Annotated in this window: 17 protein-coding genes; 7 read left to right on the top strand and 10 right to left on the bottom strand. The window is 65.8% G+C overall.

Annotated elements, in window-relative coordinates:
• Window positions 1–15: 15 nt before the first annotated feature.
• From ACP7EG_RS06405 to ACP7EG_RS06395, 3 genes are all read right to left on the bottom strand, one after another.
• Window positions 16–3075 (bottom strand): efflux RND transporter permease subunit, encoded by a 3060-nt coding sequence (locus ACP7EG_RS06405; protein ID WP_426086914.1) that lies wholly within the window; start codon window positions 3073–3075, stop codon window positions 16–18.
• Window positions 3072–4181 (bottom strand): efflux RND transporter periplasmic adaptor subunit, encoded by a 1110-nt coding sequence (locus tag ACP7EG_RS06400; RefSeq protein WP_426086913.1) that lies wholly within the window; start codon window positions 4179–4181, stop codon window positions 3072–3074. The genes ACP7EG_RS06405 and ACP7EG_RS06400 overlap by 4 nt, the downstream gene beginning before the upstream one ends.
• Before the next feature lie 84 nt (window positions 4182–4265).
• On the bottom strand, window positions 4266–4892 hold the full coding sequence (locus ACP7EG_RS06395) for a TetR/AcrR family transcriptional regulator (protein ID WP_071077079.1): 627 nt from the start codon (window positions 4890–4892) through the stop codon (window positions 4266–4268).
• 97 nt (window positions 4893–4989) lie between these two features.
• On the opposite strand from ACP7EG_RS06395, the gene ACP7EG_RS06390 reads away from it, so the two are divergent.
• Complete coding sequence (locus ACP7EG_RS06390) at window positions 4990–6459, top strand: efflux transporter outer membrane subunit (RefSeq protein ID WP_426086912.1); 1470 nt, start codon at window positions 4990–4992, stop codon at window positions 6457–6459.
• 14 nt (window positions 6460–6473) lie between these two features.
• Here ACP7EG_RS06390 and ACP7EG_RS06385 read toward each other — a convergent pair whose 3' ends face one another.
• The 6 genes from ACP7EG_RS06385 to ACP7EG_RS06360 all read right to left on the bottom strand — a co-directional run bounded on the left by ACP7EG_RS06385 (window position 6474) and on the right by ACP7EG_RS06360 (window position 12671).
• On the bottom strand, window positions 6474–7586 hold the full coding sequence (locus ACP7EG_RS06385; RefSeq protein WP_426086911.1) for a porin: 1113 nt from the start codon (window positions 7584–7586) through the stop codon (window positions 6474–6476).
• Between the two features lie 24 nt (window positions 7587–7610).
• Entirely contained in the window at window positions 7611–8255 is a 645-nt protein-coding gene (gene maiA / locus ACP7EG_RS06380) for a maleylacetoacetate isomerase (RefSeq protein ID WP_426086910.1), read from the bottom strand.
• The gene (locus ACP7EG_RS06375) at window positions 8252–9613 is read right to left on the bottom strand and encodes an MFS transporter (RefSeq protein WP_426086909.1); all 1362 of its coding nucleotides are present in this window, start codon (window positions 9611–9613) and stop codon (window positions 8252–8254) included. The genes maiA and ACP7EG_RS06375 overlap by 4 nt, the downstream gene beginning before the upstream one ends.
• Before the next feature lie 66 nt (window positions 9614–9679).
• A complete protein-coding gene (locus ACP7EG_RS06370) occupies window positions 9680–10387 on the bottom strand; it encodes a fumarylacetoacetate hydrolase family protein (RefSeq protein ID WP_426086908.1) in 708 nt (235 codons plus the stop codon).
• Between the two features lie 20 nt (window positions 10388–10407).
• The gene (gtdA, locus tag ACP7EG_RS06365; protein WP_426086907.1) at window positions 10408–11460 is read right to left on the bottom strand and encodes a gentisate 1,2-dioxygenase; all 1053 of its coding nucleotides are present in this window, start codon (window positions 11458–11460) and stop codon (window positions 10408–10410) included.
• Window positions 11457–12671, bottom strand: coding sequence for a 3-hydroxybenzoate 6-monooxygenase (locus ACP7EG_RS06360; RefSeq protein WP_426086906.1), 1215 nt, complete (start codon window positions 12669–12671; stop codon window positions 11457–11459). The genes gtdA and ACP7EG_RS06360 overlap by 4 nt, the downstream gene beginning before the upstream one ends.
• Window positions 12672–12820: 149 nt before the next feature.
• Between ACP7EG_RS06360 and ACP7EG_RS06355 the strand changes: the two genes are divergently transcribed.
• Entirely contained in the window at window positions 12821–13741 is a 921-nt protein-coding gene (locus tag ACP7EG_RS06355) for a LysR family transcriptional regulator (protein WP_426086904.1), read from the top strand.
• A 45-nt stretch (window positions 13742–13786) separates the two neighbouring features.
• Entirely contained in the window at window positions 13787–14242 is a 456-nt protein-coding gene (locus ACP7EG_RS06350; protein WP_426086903.1) for a GNAT family N-acetyltransferase, read from the top strand.
• Here the strand turns inward: ACP7EG_RS06350 and ACP7EG_RS06345 are convergent.
• Window positions 14234–14662, bottom strand: coding sequence for a winged helix-turn-helix transcriptional regulator (locus ACP7EG_RS06345; RefSeq protein WP_426087145.1), 429 nt, complete (start codon window positions 14660–14662; stop codon window positions 14234–14236). The two genes, ACP7EG_RS06350 and ACP7EG_RS06345, sit on opposite strands and share 9 nt — an antisense overlap.
• A 162-nt stretch (window positions 14663–14824) precedes the next feature.
• Between ACP7EG_RS06345 and ACP7EG_RS06340 the strand changes: the two genes are divergently transcribed.
• The 4 genes from ACP7EG_RS06340 (at window position 14825) to ACP7EG_RS06325 (ending at window position 17182) form a co-directional block, all read left to right on the top strand.
• A complete protein-coding gene (locus ACP7EG_RS06340) occupies window positions 14825–15397 on the top strand; it encodes an FMN-dependent NADH-azoreductase (protein WP_426086902.1) in 573 nt (190 codons plus the stop codon).
• A gap of 121 nt (window positions 15398–15518) precedes the next feature.
• Entirely contained in the window at window positions 15519–15806 is a 288-nt protein-coding gene (locus ACP7EG_RS06335; protein WP_426086901.1) for a putative quinol monooxygenase, read from the top strand.
• A gap of 78 nt (window positions 15807–15884) precedes the next feature.
• Entirely contained in the window at window positions 15885–16451 is a 567-nt protein-coding gene (locus ACP7EG_RS06330; protein WP_426086900.1) for a hypothetical protein, read from the top strand.
• Window positions 16451–17182 (top strand): hypothetical protein, encoded by a 732-nt coding sequence (locus tag ACP7EG_RS06325; protein WP_426086899.1) that lies wholly within the window; start codon window positions 16451–16453, stop codon window positions 17180–17182. Before ACP7EG_RS06330 ends, ACP7EG_RS06325 begins: the two co-directional genes overlap by 1 nt.
• Window position 17183: the final 1 nt, after the last annotated feature.

The following is a 17183-nucleotide window of genomic DNA, read 5'->3' as shown; positions in this document are numbered from 1 at the left end:
GGCCCGCTGTTCAAGCTAGACAGCCTGCGGCCGTATTCTGAACCAGATCGCATACATGGCCGGCAAAAACACCAGGGTCAGCACCGTGCCGGCAAACGTGCCGCCGATCAGGGTGTAGGCCAGCGTTCCCCAGAAGACCGAATGGGTCAGCGGAATGAAGGCCAGGATGGCCGCCAGGGCGGTAAGGATCACCGGCCTGGCGCGCTGCACGGTCGCTTCGACGACGGCATCGAAAGGCGCCAGCCCGGCCGCCTCGTTATGGTGGATCTGGCCGATCAGGATCAGCGTGTTGCGCATCAAAATGCCCGACAGTGCGATCAGGCCGACCAGCGCATTGATGCCGAACGGCTGCTGGAACAGGATCAGGGTGGGCACGACGCCGATCAAGCCCAGTGGACTGGTCAGGAAGACCATGACCATGGCCGAAATCGAGCGCACCTGCAGAATGATCATCAGCAGGGTCAACGCCAGCATGATGGGGAACAGGGGCAGCATGGCCTGCGTCGCCTTCGCCGATTCCTCGATCGAGCCGGCCTGCTCGATGCGGTAGCCGCCTGGCAGCGTATCGATGATGGAGCGCAGCTGCGCCGTGATGGCGCCCGACACGTCGGGCGGCTGCAGGCCGTCGGCGATGTCGCCACGCACGGTGATCGTCGGCTGGCGATCTCTCCGGCGCAGCACCGGTTCTTCCCAGCGTACCTCCACGGCCCCCACCTGCGACAGCGCGATGCGCTCGCCGTTGGCGCCAGCCAGGGTCAGGTCGGCGATACGGGCCGGGTCCAGGCGCATGTCGCCGGCCGCGCGCGCCACCACCTGCACCGTGCGGATATCTTCACGCACGGCGGTGACGGGTACGCCGCTGAGCAGGAACTGCAGCTGCTGCGCCACGGCGCCTGAGCTCAGCCCCATGGCTTGCAAGCGGTCCTGCTGCAGGCTGAAATGCAGGGTGGGCGTGCGCGTGCCCCAGTCGGTATTGACGGTGCGCATCATGGGACTGGCCTGCATCACGCGCTGTACCTGGCCGGCGATGGTGCGCAACACCTCGGGGTCCGGGCCGCTGACGCGGTAGGCGACGGGAAACGGCGAATACGGGCCGAACACCAGTTGCGTGACCCGCACGCGCGCCTCCGGCGCCAGGCCGGCGGCAATGGCCATGCGCAAGCGCTGCTTGAGGGTGTCGCGCGCTTGCTGGCTGTCGGTGCGCACGACGATCTTGGCAAACGAAGGATCGGGCAATTCCGGCCCCATCGCCAGGTAAAAGCGCGGCGCGCCCTGGCCAACATAGGCCGTGACGATCTTCGCCTCGGGCTGGCGCGCCAGCCAGGCTTCCACTTTCGCAGCCGCGCCGCTGGTCTGCCCGATCGCGCTGCCGTAAGGCAGTTGCACTTCGATCAGCACTTCAGGACGGTCGGAGATGGGGAAAAACTGCTTCTTGACGACGGCCATGCCCAGCACGGCCAGCACGAACAGGCCGATCACGGTGGCGAACACCAGCCATTTTCTGCCGATCACGCGTCCCAGCAGGCGGCGAAAGCGGTGGTAGTGCGGCGTGTCGTACAGCGCATCATGGCCGCCCGCGACCTTTTTCAGCTCGGGCAGGAGCTTCACGCCCAGGTAAGGCGTAAACACCACGGCCACCACCCACGAGGCGATCAGGGCGATGCCGACGATCCAGAACATATTGCTGGTGTACTCGCCGGCGCTGGAGCGGGCAAAGCCGTTGGGCATGAAGCCGACGGCCGTGACCAGGGTGCCCGCCAGCATGGGCGCGGCCGTATGGCTCCAGGCATAGGCGGAAGCGGCAATGCGGCTGTAGCCCTCTTCCATCTTGACCACCATCATCTCGATGGCGATGATGGCGTCGTCCACCAGCAGGCCCAGTCCCAGGATCAGGGAACCGAGGGTGATGCGGTCGAAATTCTTGCCTGTCGCGGCCATCACGATGAACACGACGGCAAGGGTCAGCGGCACGGCGGCGGCAACGACGATGCCGACGCGCCAGCCCATGCTGACAAAACACACCAGCATCACCACCAGCAGCGCGGCGAGGAACTTGAGCATGAATTCATCCACAGCCGCGCCGATATTGACAGCCTGGTCGGTGACCTTGGTCAGGCTCATACCCAGCGGCATTTCAGTGCCGATGGCCGTCACTTCCCGCTCCAGCGCGCGGCCCAGGTCCAGGCCATTCCAGCCATCGCGCATGACCACGCCCAGCAGCAGCGCCGGCTCGCCGCCATTGCGCACCATGAAGCTGGCCGGGTCCTCGTGGCCGCGACGCACGGTGGCGATATCGGACAGGGCCAAGGTGCGGCCCTGCGCCACCACCGGCGTGTCGCGGATCTTTTGCAGCGCGTCGAGCGCGCCGTCGAGGCGGATGAACACTTGCGGCCCCCGCGTCTGGACCGAACCGGCTGGCGTGAGTGCATTCTGGCCGTGCAGCGCAGCAAACACGTCCTGCGCCCTGATGCCCAGGGTGGCCAGGCGCTCCTGGGAAAACTCGACATAGATGCGTTCGGCCTGCTCGCCGATGATATTGACCTTCTTCACGCCCGGCACGTGCAGCAGGCGCTGGCGCAAGGTTTCCGCCTCGCGCACCAGCAGGCGCTGCGGCTCGCCCCGCGCCTTGAGCGCAAACAGGGCAAAGGTGACGTCCGCGTATTCGTCGTTGATCATGGGGCCGATGACACCGGACGGCAGGTTGGCCGCCTCGTCGCCAGCCTTCTTGCGCGCCTGGTAAAACTCGGCCTGCACCTGGTCGGGCGGCGTGCTGTCGAGCAGGGTCAGGGTAGTGAACGCCAGGCCGGGCGTGGTATAGGTTTCGGCGCGCTCGTACCAGCGCAGCTCCTGCAAGCGCTTTTCGATCTTTTCGGCCACCTGATCCTGCATTTCGCGCGCGCTGGCGCCTGGCCAGGCGGTGACGATGGTCATCACCTTGACCGTGAAGGCCGGGTCTTCCGCCCGTCCCAGTTTAAAGAAGGACAACAGGCCGGCCAGCGATATCAGGCAGATCAGGAACAGCGTGACGGAACGCTCGCGCACGGCCAGCGCCGACAGGTTGAAGCCGCCGCTCATGGCCGCGCTCCCGCGCCCGCTTGCTCAAGTGCGACCTGCTCGCCGTCGCGCAGCAGGTGGGCGCCCAGCGCGACGATGCGTTCGCCGCTTTTGAGCTGGCCGCTGACGTCGGCGCCATCATCGTGCAGGCGGCGCACCTTGACGGGCCGCCAGGCCAGCCGCGCCGGCTCGCCCTGGATCAGCCACACGCCCGGCCCCTTGCCCCCGTCGTGCAGGGCCGCGAGCGGTACCCGTACGGCATCGCCGGCATCGGCGCTACCGGCAATGCGCACCGTGACGGTGGCGCCCAGTGGCGCGCCCGACAGCGCTGCATCGAGCACATAGCGCGCCTCGAAGGTGCGCGTTTGCCGGTCCGCGTTCTGCGACAGCTGCCGCAGCGTGGCCGGCACGCTGGCGCCCAGCCTGCCAAATAGCGTGGCCTGGGCGGTCGAACCAAGCGCCGGGCGCAAGGTTTCCGGCAGCTGGATCGCCGCTTCGCGCCGCCCGTCATGCGCCAGGCGCACCGCCGGCTGCCCGGCAGCGAGTACCTGGCCCGGTTCGGCCAGCGTCTCCGTCACGATGCCATCGGCATCGGCCACCAGCACTGCGTAGCGCAGCGCATTGCGCGCCACGTCGGCCTGGGCCTCGGCTGCCTTGAGCTGGGCAGCAGCGGCGTCGGCCAGCGCCCTGGCCTGGTCGTAGGCTGATGCCGAGATGGCACCGGTGCCGCGCAAGTCGCGGTAACGCGCCTCCTCGTCGGCCGTCTGGCGCGCGCGGGCGCGCTCGGCCGTGACCGCGTCCTGGCGTGCCTGGGCCAGCAGTTGCAAGTCCTGCGCATCGAGGCGCATCAAGGCCTGGCCCCGCCGCACGGCCTGGCCGGCATCGACCAGGCGCTCTTGCACCTTGCCGGCGACCCGAAAACCCAGTTCGCTTTGCACGCGTGGCGCGACCACGCCGGTAAAGCTACGCGCACCCGACTCGGCACCCTGCACCGTGACGGCGCGCACCAGCGGCATGGCGGTACGCGGATCGGCTTGCGCCTTCTCGCCGCAGGCGGTCAGGCCCAGGGACAAGGCCAGGGGCAAGGCGGTGATGACAGCAGATGAGGCAAGACGGCGCCAGCGCATAAGAATCCCATGAACGAATTGAACAGGGTTCTCATTTTGGTACTAGTGACCAAATAAGTCAACAGTCACTAATCAGCATTGTGACTAGGGTGACAAGCTGCGCAACACCAGGCTGGACAATTGTGCCGGCGCCGTCTCGCTCGTCTCCAGGCTGTGCTGCAGCAGCAAGGGATTGATGTAGGGGCGCATCACCAGGTAGATCGCGCTGGCTGTTTCGTCGAGCGGCGTCTTGCGCTCGAAGTCACCTGTCTTGCGGCCCTGCTGCAAGATATCCTGCAGCAAGGCGCCCATGGCCAGCTCATAGGCCTGCACCGTCGGCCAGCGCCCGGTGGCGGCCGACGCGGCGATGTCGTACAGCTTGCGGTCCTGGAAGAACAGCCGCAGGCTGGCCTCGACGCTGGCCTTGAACATGCGCCGCAGCTTCTCTGGCGGCTGCGCAGCGGCATCCACCGCCGCCCTGACCTCGGTTTCGATCTGGCGCAGGCAGTTGCCGCAGATATGCTCGCCGATGGCTTGCTTGGACTCGAAGAACTTGTAGATATACGCCTTGGAAAAGCCGATGGCCTTGGCCAGGTCGGACACGGTGGTCTTTTCGTAGCCATACAGGCTGAAATACTCGGTGGCGGCGACGACGATCTGCTCGCGCACGTCGTGGCCGGCCGGGCCGCGCGCGGGCGACGGCATTGTTGGATGCAGTGTGGTGTGGTTCATGGCAACAGCTTAACGCGCCACGCCAAAATGTACAATCAGTGACCAAAATGTATTATAGTCACAAATTATTCCATTTTTGACGAACAGGACGATCCCCATGCCCATCCCGCCCCTTCTGCGCCTCCCCCTCCTGCTGCTTGCCGCCGGCCTGGCCGCCGGCTGCACCGCCGGTGCCGATTACCAGCGGCCCGCACTGCCGCAAGCGGCGCAGTATCTGCACCAGTCGGCAGTCGGCTTGCGCCAGGACGCCGATGCAGCCGATCTGCAGCAGTGGTGGACGGCGTTTGGCGATCCGCACCTGACCCGCCTGGTGACGCTGGCACTGGCGCAAAACCTCGACCTGGCGCAGGCGGCGGCCAGGGTGCAACAGGCGCGCGCAGCGCTGGGCGCGGCCGATGCCGCCTTGCTGCCTTCCGCCAATCTCGATGGCCAGACCGCGCGCGCCTATCAATCGGTGCAGACGCCGCTGGGCAAGGTGCTCAATGCCGCACCGGGGTTCGCGCGCGCCGGCAGCGCGCATGAAGTCAACCTGGAAGCGTCGTGGGAAATCGACCTGTTCGGCGGCCTGCGCCGAGAACGCGAAGCGGCGCGCGCCGACTACGAGGCAACGGCAGCGGGATGGGCGGCAGCGCGGCTGGCCGTGGCGGCGCAGACAGCCGACTTGTATCTGACCATCCAGGGCCTGCAAACGCGGCGCGATCTGGCACGCAGGCAGGTCGACACCCAGGCGGCGGCGCTGGACATCGCGGCGCTGTTGTATGGCAAGGGGCTGGTGAACGAGCCGGCGCTGCGGCAGGCCGAGGCGGCACTGGCGCAGGCGCGCGCGGCCATGCCGGGCCTGGAAACGGCGCGCGACGTGGCACTGCATGCGCTCGACGTGATGCTGGGCGCGGCGCCCGGCACCCATGGCCAGGAACTGCCCGCCAGCGGCATCATCGCGGTCGCGCCACGCATCACGGCCGGCGGTACGCCAGGCGACCTGCTGCGGCGCCGGCCCGACCTGATCGTGGCCGAGCGGCGCCTGGCCGCGGCGAGCGCGCGCACCGGCGCGCAAGTGGCCGAATACTATCCCAAACTGAGCCTGGGCGCCCTGCTCGGCAGCACCACCGCCGGCGGCTCCCTGTTTGCCAGCGGGTCCGGCCAGGCCGCGGGCGTACTCGGCATGCGCTGGCGCCTGTTCGATTTCGGCCGCATCGCAGCACAGATCGACGCCGCCCGGGGCCAGGAAGCCGAGTTGCTGGCGGCCTACCGGCTGGCCGTGCTGCATGCCACGGAAGACGTGGAGAATGCCTGTTCGGCACTGCTCGGATACGAACAGCAGGCAGGCCTGCAGGCGCAAAGCGTCGAAGCGCTGGAGCGCGCACGCGCCGCTGCGCTGGCGGCCTTCCACAAGGGCGTGGTGGGCCGCCACGATGTGCTGCAGGCCGACGCCCAGCTGTTGCGGGCCGAGGATGCGCGCGCGCAGGCGCAAACGGCCGCCGCGCGCGCGGCGGTCGCCACCTACAAGGCGCTGGGCGGCGGCTGGCAGGCGCCGGCGCCGGCACCTGCGGCCCTTGCTGCGCGGTAAAGCTGGGACAGCGTTCAGAAAAAGTGGCGCATCCCCGCCATCACGCCATTCTGCGTGCGCCCCGCGCCCACGGTGCCGCCCGCGTCCAGCGCCACGGCGGCCGCGCCATCGTTATCCATGCGGCCGATGGCGCTGTAGACGGCCGTGCGTTTGGACAGGTGATACGTCAGGCGCACGGTGGCCAGGGTGGAGTCGTTCGGGCTGTGCTTGACGGCCAGCCTGGCGAGCTGTCCATCAAGGACCAGCGCGGGCGCCAGCGGATACGCGGCGCCGAAGTACAGCAGCTGCGAATCAACTGGCCCCGTGGCGGCGCGGATGCTGCGGTCAATGATGCCGCCGCCGATTTTCAGCTTGTCAACCATGGCATAGGCGCTGGCGATCACGCGGCGGTCGAAGTTGCGGCTCGATGTGAGGCCGTTGGCCGCGCCCGCGTTGCCGTACATGATGTCGTACGACGCCGTGGCGCCATAGCGGCCCGTGTCGTAACCGAGCAAGGCGGTGATCTGGCGGCAAGCCTTGGCATTGCCCGCCACTTCGCCTGCGCAGCCCGTGGCCGCCGGCCCGCCCGCCGCCGAGGCGTCGCGCCCCAGGCTGTAGGTGGCGCCCACGGTCACATCGGAAAACGTGCCCAGGTAGCCGATGGCGTTGTCGCTGCGCGCATTCGGCAGGTACAGGTCGAGGCTGCTGATGGAAAACAGGGCCGGACCCATGATGTCAGACTTTTGCGTGGCCCAGAACGACATGTTCATCTGCCGTCCCAGCGTCAGAGTGCCATAGCGCCCCTTCAAGCCCACGTACGACTGGCGGCCGAACAGCCGACCGCCCTGCCCCGCGATGCCCGTATCGACGCCGAAGCCCGATTCCAGCGCAAAGATCGCCTGCAAGCCGCCGCCCAGGTCTTCCACGCCCTTGAAACCTAAGCGCGATGGCAATGAACCCGTCAAAGTGGGCATCTTGGTGACGCTGTCGCCGGCCGCATTGGCATTGCTTGTGTAAGCCACGGAGCTGTCGAGCACTCCGTACAGGGTGACGCCGCTTTGCGCGTAAGCGCCTGTGGTCACGCTGCAGGCGCACGCGCCCAGCAGCGCCAGCGCAGTCAGCTTGCGTGTGGCGTTGATTTTTCTCATGCTTGTCTCCGTTTATTGTGGTTTTTATTCTGCGTCTGGCTGTGCATCCGGGTGCGCGTGCTGGAACGCCGGCAGCGCCTCGCAGTGCGCGACGATGCGCAGGATCGTGGGATACGGCGCCAGGTCGCACTGGAAGCGCCGCGCGTTGTACACCTGCGGCACCAGGCAGCAATCGGCCAGGGTCGGCGTGTCGCCATGGCAGAACATGCCCGTATGTGCGCCGCTCGCCAGCTGCGCTTCCAGCGCGGCCAGGCCCAGATGCGTCCAGTGCTGGTACCAGGCGTTCTTCTGTTCCTGCGACAGGGCCAAAGGGCCCGTCAGGTAATTCAGGATGCGCAGATTGTTCAGCGGGTGGATGTCGCAGGCGCAGACCATGGCCAGCTGGCGCACGCGAGCGCGCCCCAGGGCATCGGCCGGCAGCAGTTTTTGCCCCGCCTGCGTCTCGTCGAGGTATTCGATGATGGCCAAGGATTGCGTCAGCACGGCGCCGCCGTCCTCCAGCACGGGCAGCAGGTGCTGCGGGTTCAGGCTGGAAAACGCCGGCGTGAACTGCTCGCCGCCATTGCGGCTCAGGTGCACATAGGCCGTGTCGGCGTGCAGCTGTTTCAGGTTCAGCGCAATGCGCACGCGGTAGGACGCGGAGCTGCGGTAATAGCCATGCAGTTTCATACGGTGCTCTCTTTCAGGGTAGCGGGAACGGCGCTGGCGCCAGTCCGGGTGCGCATCAAACGACCCATGGCCAGCAAGGCCAGGGACGCCAGCACGGCCGGAATGGCCAGCAGGAAGAAGATGGTTTCGTTATCGAGTTTCAGGGTCAGCATCAGGCCGCCGGCCATGGAACCGAGCACGGAACCGCTGCGTCCCACGGCGGCCGCCCAGCTGACGCCCGTGGCGCGGCTCGACGTGGGGTAAAAGGCGGCAGCCAGCGCATTGGCGCCCACTTGCGAGCCGCTCACGCCGAAGCCCACGCCAAACACGGCCAGCACCAGCAGGGCCAGGCTGCTGCCCGACAGCGCCACGACGACGATGCAGCCGGCGGCGGCCAGGTAGGCGATGCTGAGCACTTTGTGCGGACTGTAGCGGTCCATCCAGCGCCCCAGCATGATGGCGCCGACGGTGCCACCCACCTGGAACATCATCGTCACCAGCGAGGCGTTCGAGAGGGACAGCCCATTGCCATTCAACAGCGTCGGCATCCAGCTCGAGAGCAGATAGATGATCAATAAACTCATGAAAAACGTGGACCACAGCAGCAAGGTGCCGCCAATGACGCCGGGACGGAACAATTCGGCCATGGGCGAGCCGGCGAGTTTTTTATCGCTGACGACGAGGCGCGGCAAGGCGGCCAGGGTGGGCGCGATGCGGCGTGCGATGTTCAGCACCTGGCTGGCGTCGCGGCCTTTCAGCACCAGCCAGCGCAGCGATTCGGGCAGCGCCAGCAACAGCACGGGCACCAGCAGCAGCGGCAAGGCGCCGCCGAGCATCAGCACGCCGCGCCAGCCGATCAGGTGCAGCAGCTGCGCCGAGGCCAGGCCGCCCAGCGCGGAACCGATGGTAAAGCCGCAGAACATCATGGTCACCAGGCCGGAACGGCGCTGCTGCGGGCAGTATTCGGACGTCATGGTCACCGACGTCGGCATGGCGCCGCCCAGGCCCAGCCCCGTCAAAAAGCGCAGCACCAGCAGCATCGTCAGATCCGTCGACCAGGCCGACAGCAGGCTGGCGGCGCCGAAAAACGCCACGGAGACGATCAGCACGGGACGCCGGCCGTAGCGGTCCGCCAGGGGGCCGAACAGGAAAGAGCCGGCCATCAGGCCAAACAGGCCCGCGCCGAACAGGGGCGCCAGCGCGGCGGGCGTCAAGCCCCATTCGGCGCGGATGGCGGGCGCGATGAAGCCGATCGAGGCCGTGTCAAAGCCGTCGATGGCGACGATCAGAAAGCATAGCCAGAGGATCAGCTTCTGGTAGCGGGAAAACGGGTGGCTGTCGAGGAAGTGCTGGACGTCGGTGCCGGCGTGGGTAGTCATTGTCTTGTCTCCATTGTTATTGTTCGCTGGGGCTGCGCGATCTGTGCCGCGCTGGCCCGATGGTGTTTACTGCACGGCGACGGTGATCGGCGTCAGCCCGGCGATGCGCGCCTCCATGGTTTGCCCGCTGGTGACGGCGCCCACGCCTTCGGGCGTGCCCGTCATGATGATGTCGCCCGGCTGCAGCTCGAACAGCGTGGACAGATTGGCGATGACTTCATTGACGGACCAGATCAGGTGCGTGAGGTCACTCGTCTGCACGATTTTTCCATCCACTTCCAGCACGATGGCGCCCGTGTTGATTTCACCGGACACCGCGATGGGCGTGAGCGCGCCGATGGGGGCCGAATAGTCGAAGGCCTTGCCGATTTCCCACGGGCGACCCTGTTCGCGCATGCGCATCTGCAGGTCGCGCCGCGTCATGTCCAGGCCCACGCCGTAGCCGAAGATGTGCGACGCCGCGTCCTCCAGGGCGATGTCCTTGCCGCCCTTGCCGATGGCGACCACCAGTTCGATTTCATGGTGGTAGTTCGACGTCTGCGCCGGATACGGCACGGTGGCCGTCACGCCGGGCAGCACGGACACGACGGACTTGTCGTCATTCGGCTTGCAAAAGAAGAATGGCGGTTCGCGGTCGGGATCAAAGCCCATTTCGCGCGCATGGGCGGCGTAGTTGCGGCCCACGCAGTAGATGCGGCGCACGGGAAACTGGCTGTCGGTGCCAAGGATGGGCAGGCCGGCGATGGCTTGGGGTTCAAAAATGAAGTTGGTCATGGTGAAATCCTGTGAAAAAATCAATCGGTCAAAAACTGCTCGCGCAGCACGCCCATGGCTTGCTGCACGGGGCGGTCGGAAAAACTGAACAGCACGACGTCGTCCTGCGGGCAGTCGAAGGAGACAAGGGCCCACGATGGCACGACGAAGGTATCGCGCGGGGCGAAGTCGAATACCTGCACTCCGATCGTCACCTTGCCGTGGCCTTCGACCACGCTGTAGACGGTGCCGTCGGTGCTGCGCGCGCGCTTGCCCTTGAAACCTTTGGGCAGCAGCTGCATGAAGGTGGCCATGGTGGGCATCGGCGAGCCGCCCGTCAGCGGATTCGTGTAGCGCAGCTTGTAGCCGTGCCAGTCGTCGATGGCGTCGGTGCGCGACAGCAGGTCCAGCGCTTCGCGCGAACGGGCATACGGGTAGTTGAAGATGGGCGAGGTGGCGCCCTCGTGCAGCTGCTTCACGGGCGCCATGTTGTAGCCGTAGCGGGCGAAGCTCTGGCCTTCCGGACGGCTGACCGTCTGACTGTCCTGCGTGTCGTTTTCCGCGAAGCCGGAATCGAAATAGCGCAGCATGGGAATGTCGAGGCCATCGAGCCACACGACAGGCTCGCAGACGCCGTCCACACCCAGGTTGCCATGGTCATGCCAGGTCCACGACGGGGTGATGATGAAGTCCCCAGGGTGCATGGTGGTGCGCTCGCCCGCCACCGTCGTGTAGGCGCCCTGCCCTTCGATCACAAAGCGCAGCGCGGACTGGCTGTGACGGTGCGAGGGCGCCACTTCGCCGGGCAAAATCAGCTGCAGGCCCGCGTACAGCGATTGCGTAATCGACGAACGCCCAGGCAAGGCCGGGTTTTCCAGCACCAGGACGCGGCGCACGGCTTCGTGGGCGGTGATCACTTCGCCGGCGCGCGCCAGCTGCGGCGCGATATCCGCATAGCGCCACAGGGCGGGGGCATACGGCGCCGTCGGATGGGGCGGCACCAGGGTGTGCAAGGATTGCCACAGCGGCGACAGATGCATGCCGCTCAGGGCTGCATATAAAGCCTCGCGTTCGGGCGTTTGATGGGAAGTCATGCTGCGTCCTTCTCGGTGGTGGCCAGGCAGGTTTGCGCCGTCCAGCCATACAGCCAGGCCAACGCTTCATAGAATTGCGCGGGCGTACGGCCGCGCCACAAGTCATTGCGCACCAGGCGTTCGACGCCTTTGGCGTGATACAGCCGGCCCATTTCGCGCGCCGACAGCACCACGCGGGCCGTGCGGGCGATGCGCGAGCGTTGATACAGCTGGAAGGCGGCGGCCATGTCGAAATCGCAGGCGCGCACGGCTTCGCCCAGGGTGACGGCATCTTCCAGCGCCATGCAGGCGCCCTGCGCCAGGTATTGCAGCATCGGGTGGGCCGAGTCGCCCAGCAAAGTCATGCGCTTCGTGCTCCAGTTGGCGACGGGGTCGCGGTCGGCCGTGCTCCAGCGTTTCCAGCTGGTCGGCTTGTGCAGCAGCTGGCGCGGCTGCGCATGCACGCCGTCGAAGTAGGACAGCACTTCTTCCTTGCTGCCGTCCGTGACGCTCCACGCTTCCTGCTCGCGGCTGTGGAAAGTCACCACCAGGTTGTATTGCTCGCCATTGCGCAGCGGGTAGTGCACGAGGTGGCAGTTCGGTCCGGCCCAGACGACGGGCGCGTTCCAGCGCAAGTCGGCCGGCATGTCGGCGGCCGGCACCACGGCGCGGTACACCACGTGGCCGGAAACGCGCACCACATCGCCCACGATGCGCTCGCGGATCACGGACTTGACGCCATCGCAGCCGATCAGCACATCGGCGCGGAAGCTGCGCCCTGCCGCATCGACCACGGTGACGCCATCCGCATCTTCCACGACGTCCGTCACCTGCGAGGAGGTCACAAAGGTAATCAGGGGCGAAGTGCGCACGGCGTCGAGGATGGCGCCGTGGATGTCGGCGCGGTGGATGACGGCGTAGGGGTTGGCGAAGCGTTCGCGGAAGGCCGCATCGACGACGAAAGTGCCTACCTCGCTCGCGTCGACGGCGTCCATCATCACCAGGCGTTCCGTGAAGACAGCCTTGGCACGCGTACGTTCGCCCACGCCCAAGGCATCGAGCGCGGCGAAGGCATTGGGCGCCAGCTGGATGCCGGCGCCGATCTCGCCCAGGGTCGATGCCTGTTCCAGCACGGTGACGGCCAGCCCCAGGCGCGACAGGGAGAGGGCGGCGGCCATGCCGCCGATGCCGCCGCCGACGATCAGCACGGACGGCTTGTTGGTATGTTCCATTTCTTTCCTCCAATTGATCTGTGTGCTTGCGCGATGCACGTTTGCCGTGCTCTTGGTATGGCAAGCAGTGTGCCGACAGGTCAATATTTGGTAAAGCGATGGAATACAATAACAACAATCACGTTTTTAAATAATGGTGGAATCCTCTTATGTCGCGCTTCGATATCGAACTGCTGTTCATCTTTGACGAGATCTATAAAAGCCGCAATGTGACGCGCGCGGCGGAAAACCTGGGTTTGCCGCAATCAACGGTGAGCATCGGCCTGGGGAAATTACGCACGCATTTCGGCGACCGCCTGTTCGCGCGCACCTCGAAAGGCATGGAGCCGACGCCGCGCGCGCAGAACGCGGTGCAGGACGTGCGCGCCGCGATTGCCGCCTGGCAGCATGCGCTGGCTGACCAGCCCGTGTTCGACCCAGCCGCCAGCACGCGCGAATTTGCCATCTGCATGACGGACATCAGTGAAATCGTGCTGCTGCCCACGTTGCTCAACCACCTGCAGCAGATCGGCCCCCACATCACGCTGGACGTGTCGAAGATCGCCACCGACACGCCGGCGCGCCTGGAAGGAGGCGAAGTGGACCTAGCCGTGGGCTTCATGCCGCACCTGGAATCGGGGTTTTATCAGCAGAAACTGTTCGACCAGCATTTTGTCTGCCTGGTGGCCAGCAGCCACCCGCGCATCCGCGACACGATTACTGTGGAAGAGTTCCTGGCGGAGGGGCATATCGAGGTGAAAAGCTCGGGCACCGGGCATTCCATCGTGGAAAAGGTGCTGGCGGCGGCCGGCGTGCAGCGGCGCATCGTGCTGAAACTGCCCAGCTTCCTCGGTGTATCGCGCATCGTCGCCGAAACCGAGTACATCGTCACGGTACCGTACCGCTACGCGCTGCAAATGCGCGACCACGAAGCGTTCCGCATCCTGCCCCTGCCTGTGGCGCTGCCCAGCTTCTCAGTCAAGCAGCACTGGCACGAGCGCTACCATGAAGATGCGTCGAACCGCTGGCTGCGCCAGACCATGGCGCAGCTGTTTGGGGCGGGTGATGGAACGGCATTGCCTTTTGAGTAAGTTTTCCCCATACTGCCAGGCCCAGCCTTTTCATTGCCTTCAATTATGTCCATCAGCCTGCGCCCCGTCACCGTCGACAATTTTGACCTCATCAGCGAATTGCCCCTGCTGCCCCAGCAGCGCGACTACCTGGCCAGCAACGACTATTCCATGGCGCAAGCGAGTTTCCATCCCGCCACCATGCATACACGCGCCGTGTATGACGCTGAGGAGGTGATCGGTTTCCTGATGTTCGTCTCGCCCGACGACGAAGATCCGCCCGGCTACTACCAGATCTGGCGCTTCATGATCGATCACCGGCGCCAGGGGCAAGGCCATGGCCGCGCCGCCCTCGCCCTGGCGCTGGCGGAAATCCGCGCCCGCCCGGACGCGCGCAGCATCGAAATTTGCTACAAGCCCAGCAATGCCAACGCGAAACAGTTCTATGCCAGCATGGGTTTCGTGGAAAAAGGCTTGGACGCGGATGGCAATGACATGCTGGCCGTCATTCAGCTAGCCTAACTGAGCTAGCCTAACTGAGCTGGCCTGACTGTCCGGCGTCGCGCCCGCATCGGCCCTGGCATCGAACGCCAGCCGCGCCGCATCGATGGCGTCGCGGTGGCCGTAGGCCCAGGCGCCCAGCGCGCTGATGGGGATCAAGAGAGAGCGGCCCAGGTCCGTCAAGGCGTAATCGACGCGTGGCGGCACGGTGGGAAACACCGTGCGCGTGACGAGACCGTCGCGCTCCAGACCGCGCAAGGTCAGAGTCAGCATGCGCTGCGAGATGCCGCCGATCAGGCGGCGCATTTCGTTGAAACGCTTGGTGCCATTGCCCAGCAACATCACCACCATCACGCTCCATTTGTCGCCCACGCGCGTGAGAATATCCGTGATCGGCCGGCACGCGTCGGCCACGCCCGCGTGGCCGCCATGGTCGCGCATGCGCCGTTCCAGCTCGGCGCCGCGCGCGGCCACCTCGCCAATAGTCACATCCGTGTGCCCCAGTGTGGAAAAAGTGCCTTCTTGTGCGTTCATTTGATAGTCACTATATTTAACTCGGTTACAAAAATATACCACCCGATCATACCACCCAAGAAGGCTCACATGAACATCCTGCATATCGATTCCAGCATCCTCGGCGAGCATTCCGTCAGCCGCCAGTTGTCCGCCGCCATCGTCGCCCGCCTGCAAGCGGCCGCGCCCGGCGCCACCGTCCACTACCGCGACCTGGCCGCCCAGCCCTTGCCGCAATTTACAGCCGCCCCCAGCGCCATCGAGGGCGAAGCACTGTCCGCCGCGCTGGAGCAAGTGCTGGCTGCCGACGTCATCGTCATCGGCGCGCCCATGTACAACTTCGCCATCCCCAGCCAGCTCAAATCGTGGCTCGACGCGCTGGCCCTGCCCGGCAAGACGTTTCAGTACGGCGCCAATGGTCCCGAAGGCTTGCTGGGCAGCAAACGCGTGATCATCGCCTCGACGCGTGGCGGCTATTACGGCGCCGACACGCCGATGGCCGCGCTGGAACACCAGGAAAGCCATCTGCGCGCCTTCCTCGGCTTCCTCGGCATCACGCAGATCGAGATCGTGCGCGCCGAAGGTGTCAAGGTCAGCGACGCCGCCAGGGCGCAGGCATTAGCGGGCGCTTTCGAGCAGATCGGCGCGCTGCAGGCGGCGTAGGTTCAGCTTGATTATCTGGCTGCGGCGGAAACTGTTTCGGCGCAGCCAGGCTGGGCATGGCGGGCAAGAATGATCAAACTACGCTAAGCTGCACCCGCCCCACCACTTTACAAGGACCACCATGACCCTGATCGTCGTCGCCACCATCGATGCCCAAACTGACCATATCGACGCCGTGCGCGCCGCCCTGGAAGCCGTCGTACCGCCCAGCCGCGCAGAAAACGCCTGCCTGCGCTACGAATTACACCTCGACAACAAGATTCCCACGCGCTTCATCATGCTGGAAGAATGGACCGACCAGGACGCGCTGACGGCGCATTACGCGACGCCCCACTTCAAGGCGCTGGTGGCCGCCGTGGGCGACAAGACCGTGAAGATCGACGTGGCCGAGTTGAGCAAGCTGAAGTAACCGAACGGCAGCGTTCAATCGCGCGTTCCCCAAAGAAAGTTGCCACTTATAATATGGCAACTTTTTTTTATGGCTATCATGACACCATTCTCCCGCATGCACGGCGCCCTTGCGGCCGCCGCCTTCACCGTTTGCACCGGCGCCGCCGCGCAAGCGCCCATGCCCAAGCTCGTGGGCGAGTACAACCTGCTCTCGTCGACGACCGTGCCGCCCAGCAACTGGGGCTATTCCAAGGCCCGCGTGTCGATCAAACAGCTCGATGACCATCACCTGCTGATCCTGCTCGCCTGCGAGTGGAAACGCGAGCCGAAGGCCGTCTGCGGCGACTATTTCTATGCCCAGTGGCGCGACGATGGCCTGTATCTGCAAGATATGAACACGTTTGCCATGCGCCTGTACTTCGATCCCGCCACGCGCAAGCTCACCATCATTTCGCGCGGCGCCGACGCCAGGCAGAGCGTACGCCACGAAGTGTTCGGCACGACGACGGCGCCACTGGTCGACACCGCCCTCGTGCGGCGCATGAAGCGCGAGCAATCGAATGCCGACAGCAAGGAAAACCGGCGCGTGTTCGGGCCCTACACCAAGTGGGACTACCGGGAAAACCGCATCGAATTCCAGCGCCAGGACTTGACGGCACCGTGATGGCGCGCCTGATCCAGCCCATGCGGCGCCAGCTGCTGCGCCTCGCCGGCGCCCTGCTGTGCTCGCCCGTGCTTGCGCGCGCGGCCGACGGCGGCCTGCCCGACGCCGTGCGCCAGCGCATCCTGGCCACCCTCGATGCATCGCTGCCCAAGGTGCTCAATGTGCACCACCTGGCGCTGATACGGCGCTTCAACATCGGCTGGTCGCCCGTGGAAAGCGGCGCGCCCATGCTCAATCCGGCCTACCCGCTGGGCAAGGGCGACACCTTGGCGCTGGCCATGCAAGCCATCGCCAGCAAGGATGCGGCGCTGGCCGCCCAGCGCCTGATGGAGGCGTCGCTGCTGCTGCCGCACTTCGTGCAGATGGCCGACCTGAAACCGGGCAGCTATGCCAATGGCAAGGCGCCGTTTACCTTGACCGCCCGGCATCTGGCGCTGCTGCGGCAACAGTCGTGGATGACGCTGGAAATGCTGGGCATGGGCGCGGAAGACTACCTGGCCGAAGGGTACTGGCCCACCCCGTCCGTCGACGGCAAGCGCCCGTATGGCGACTTCACGAATTACCCGGTGGAAATGGCACAGGCGCTGGGCTTGCCCGTGCGCCAGCAAGCGGACGGCAGCCTGGCCATCACGCCCGCGCTGAGAACGGAACTGAAAGCGCTGCACCAGCAGACCATGCCGGCGCTGCAAGTGTTCGTGCGGGAAGCGGGCTTGCGGCGCAATACCGTCTAAG

Origin of the sequence: Janthinobacterium sp. PSPC1-1, from assembly GCF_049897625.1 — a bacterium.
Lineage (GTDB): Bacteria > Pseudomonadota > Gammaproteobacteria > Burkholderiales > Burkholderiaceae_D > Janthinobacterium > Janthinobacterium tructae.
Note: the sequence above shows the minus strand (reverse complement) of the source record. Positions and strands in the feature narration are given on the sequence as shown.